Annotated in this window: 4 protein-coding genes and 1 pseudogene; 4 read left to right on the top strand and 1 reads right to left on the bottom strand. The window is 43.4% G+C overall.

Features of this window, described 5'->3' with window-relative positions; all coding sequences use genetic code 11:
* Nucleotides 1-137: 137 nt before the first annotated feature.
* The 3 genes and pseudogenes from AK963_RS26655 to mscS all read left to right on the top strand — a co-directional run.
* Nucleotides 138-425, top strand: a pseudogene (locus tag AK963_RS26655) (glutathione peroxidase); the annotation flags it as partial.
* Nucleotides 426-471: 46 nt separating this feature from the next.
* Entirely contained in the window at nt 472-1,584 is a 1,113-nt protein-coding gene (locus AK963_RS26650) for a PilT/PilU family type 4a pilus ATPase (protein WP_066018379.1), read from the top strand.
* Between the two features lie 143 nt (nt 1,585-1,727).
* Nucleotides 1,728-2,570: a small-conductance mechanosensitive channel MscS gene (gene mscS, locus AK963_RS26645; protein WP_066018378.1), complete on the top strand. Its 843-nt coding sequence runs from the start codon at nt 1,728-1,730 to the stop codon at nt 2,568-2,570.
* Between the two features lie 53 nt (nt 2,571-2,623).
* On the opposite strand, the gene AK963_RS26640 is transcribed toward mscS, so the two are convergent.
* Nucleotides 2,624-3,100 carry a GNAT family N-acetyltransferase gene (locus AK963_RS26640; RefSeq protein ID WP_066018377.1) on the bottom strand — a complete coding sequence of 159 codons (477 nt, stop codon included), beginning with the start codon at nt 3,098-3,100 and terminating at the stop codon, nt 2,624-2,626.
* A gap of 185 nt (nt 3,101-3,285) precedes the next feature.
* Between AK963_RS26640 and AK963_RS32590 the strand changes: the two genes are divergently transcribed.
* Nucleotides 3,286-3,600, top strand: a complete 315-nt coding sequence (locus tag AK963_RS32590; protein ID WP_139117689.1) for a hypothetical protein — start codon at nt 3,286-3,288, stop codon at nt 3,598-3,600.
* The last annotated feature ends 137 nt before the right edge of the window (nt 3,601-3,737 follow it).

The raw sequence follows: 3,737 nt of genomic DNA, 5'->3' as shown, positions 1-3,737 counted from the left end.
CTCTCGATTGGTCATGGCGCTGCTCCCTGCTTGATACCAACAGGAAAACAATCGGCCAGAAAAGGGTTAATCGGGAGGTCAAATTAAACTGGTGTTTTGAAGACTTATTACATCGGTGATGACACTGTAATCAATTTGGTCGTCAGGAGCCCGGAGACAGTGAAGAGATTGGTGCTTTCTGTCAGAAGAACTACGGCGTTACCTTTCCAATCTTTGAGAAAATTGATGTCAATGGTGATCATGCCGCTCCAATCTATAAAGATTTAAAATCTGAAGCCCCCGGGTTGCTGGGCACCCAGAAGATAAAATGGAACTTTACCAAGTTCCTGGTCAGTCGTAAGGGCGAAATTATTGACCGATATGCCCCTACGACCAAACCAGAAGATATAGAAGAAGATATCTGCAAAGCATTAAGAGAGAGCTGAACGGGCCGACAAACTAAGAGTCTCAACAACTTGAAACTCTTATACTGTGGATATTAACAAAGCGCTCTCCTTGCTGGCTGATCGTAACGGTTCAGAACTGTTTCTGACAGTCGGCTACCCCCCCTGTCTGAAAGTTAATGGTCAATTGGTATCTATTGCCAAAGCTTCTCTTACCAGCGAGCAGGCACACCATATCTTTGAAAAGATGATGGGTGAGGAGCGCTTCCAGGAATTCTGTGAGACTCGTGAAAGTAATTACGCTTTACAGAGTCCAGACTCAGGTCGTTTTCGAATCAGTGCATTCTTCCAAAGAGGGGAACCCGGAATGGTGATCAGGCGCATCCACCACCATATTCCTTCCCCTCAAGAGCTTGGCCTTCCCGATATTTTTTGCGACCTGATTCTTCAGGAAAGAGGTTTAATACTGATAACCGGGCCAGCAGGAGCCGGTAAAACAACCGCAATGGCATCACTGGTCAATTATCGAAACAATATGGGTAAAGGGCATATCATCACCATTGAAGACCCTATTGAATTTATCCACAGTCATAGCCAGTGCATCGTCACCCAGCGAGAAGTCGGACTGGATACCCAATCTTATGAAGAGGGTTTGTCGAATGCTCTACGTCAGGCCCCAGATCTCGTTGTTATTGGCGAGATCCGCACCCCCGAGGTAATGAGACATACGATTGAATTTGTTCAAACGGGTCACCTCTGTATCGCAACCCTTCATGCAAATACGGCCTATCAAGCACTGGAACGGATCATTCACTTTTTCCCACAAGAGCAGCATGAAGAGATTCTTCTTGATTTATCGTTGAGTCTACAGGGTGTCATGGGGCAACAATTGATTGGCTCTGAGGATGGTTCTACTGCCTTCCCTTCTCATGAGATTCTATTAAACACTCCTGCCCTGGCAGATCTCATCAAAAAGGGTAAAGTGGATGAAATTCACGACTTGATGGAGCGTTCTAAAGACTCTGGTATGCAAACCATTGATCAATCGATATTCAAGCTTTTCGAAGCTGGGAAAATCACAGCCCAACAAGCTATCCAGCATGCTGACTCTTCCAATAACATGCGCCTGTTAATAAAGATTAATGGTCATCAAGGAGGGGAAGATGATTCTTTAGGGCACTTAACTATTTCCACGGATTAATTCTCATACCCTCTTTATTCTATGCAGCTCTGTCTTAAACTATTAAAATAAGTCGTTTGAAAAAACGACTATAGACTTCTAAGTTTCTGATACAACACTTCCTTTTATTCTTTCCCTCCTATTGTTCACAAGAGGAACCAACTATGAGTCTTGATCTTGTAAATCATTCAGCTGACTGGTTGCAGAACAATCAGACATTGTTAATTGAGTACTGTGTCAACATCGTCTCAGCATTGTTAACGCTTGTCATTGGTATTCTGATCGCACGAATGATTAGTAATACCCTATATAAAATCATGCTGAAAAAGCAGGTGGATGGTATTGTTGCCAGCTTTACCAGCAACATGACCAAGTACTTGATACTGGCATTTGTAGTAGCAGCTGCACTCAGCCGTGTTGGTATTCAAACCGCCTCCCTGGTTGCAGTCATTGGTGCCGCCGGCTTGGCCATTGGCCTGGCTTTGCAGGGCTCACTGTCTAACTTTGCTGCTGGTGTACTTCTGATTATTTTCCGTCCAGTTAAGAAAGGAGAGTTTGTTGAAGTTTCCGGCGTCGCTGGCTCTGTTGAATCGGTGCAGATTTTCACCACGGTTCTTATTACACCCGACAACAAAATGGTTGTTGTGCCTAATAACAATGTTTTAAGTGGCAACATTGTTAATTACACAAGAACCGGCCAAAGAAGAATTGATCTTGTTATTGGTGTCGGCTACTCGTCTGACCTTAAAAAAACCAGGGCTGTTATTGAGCAAGTGCTTCAGTCTGATGAAAGGATCCTTAAAGATCCGGCCTGGACCATTGGCGTATTAGCATTGGCCGATTCATCGGTGAACTTTGCTGTTCGCCCATGGGCAAAATCCAGTGACTATTGGGATGTATACTTCAGCCTTCATGAAAATATAAAAATGGCACTTGATGAAGCAGGTATCGAAATTCCATTCCCTCAGAGAGACGTTCATCTTATCCAGAAAGAAGCAGCGGCCTGAGAATAATACTGTGCAGCAGGTATTTTCCTGCTGCACAGTAACTGACCCACTTTCTATCCTAATGAACGCTGCCAGATGGATGTATCAATAGCTTGATCAAACTTAAAACCACAGCGCTCCATTACTCCCACCTTTCGATATCCCAGCTTCTGATGCAATGCTTCACTACTCTTATTAGGCAGGGCAATCACACCTATCATTTCCCGAATACCATGCTCTTTTGCAGCACTGAATAACGCTTCATATAGCAAGGTACCCACTCCACGACCTTCAGCTCCATTTTTCAGGTAAATCGACCCCTCAGCCGTATAGCGATAGGCTGCCCGTGAGTGATAATTGGAGGCATAGGCATAGCCAAGCACATATCCATCTTCTTCATAAGCCAGAAAACAGAGGGCTTTATTCTGCCTTTCGGCAATCTCTTCAGCAGTAACAGGGTCAACTTCAAAGGTAACAGTAGTATTCAGGATATAGTGGTTGTAGATATCAGCTATCTGCTCACAATCGCTTGCAATGGCCTTTCTTATCATCGATATACTGCCTGTCCATAAGAAAATTAAGTGAATGAGCATATTTGAAATAAGCATGGAAATCACTTCAAACCAAAATGATGGTTCAATGCCACTGACTGACCTGTTATCACATTCGCATGAAACTAAAGACACTCACCTCACTTCAAATACTCTGAAGCAAACTATTCTTGAGGTTTATATTCATGCCAGTAAAAGTAAATCTACAAATATTCTTTGCAACACTACTCTGTATTAGCTTTTTCAGCTTTGCGGAGACTGTTCAACACCGGAAAATAGCTTATACAAAACTGAATGGCTCACTGATGCCAGTGATTCAAATAGACGGAGAAGACTTTAATGGCTTTATTGCCTGTTATTCACATGACTACGATATGCCATCTTACCCTGTAGGAGGAGATATTCACGTTAAAGGATTTGTCGCTATGCGGGGACTGTATAAAGGACGCATTTTCCATCCTGAGGGGTATTTATACCAATCGCATTTTCTAAATCCTTAAGCTGCCGCCCACTATGCTTAGGCATCATTACCATGCATTATCTAGAACAGATGTCTCGTCGACCACAGCTACCCGAAGGTTTTAATGATGTTGATTTTCAGCATGCTGCCCGTCATGCAGATGATAATCGTGAATGT

The organism is Endozoicomonas atrinae (assembly GCF_001647025.1).
Lineage (GTDB): Bacteria > Pseudomonadota > Gammaproteobacteria > Pseudomonadales > Endozoicomonadaceae > Endozoicomonas > Endozoicomonas atrinae.
This window is presented reverse-complemented; position numbering and strand designations above follow the sequence as displayed.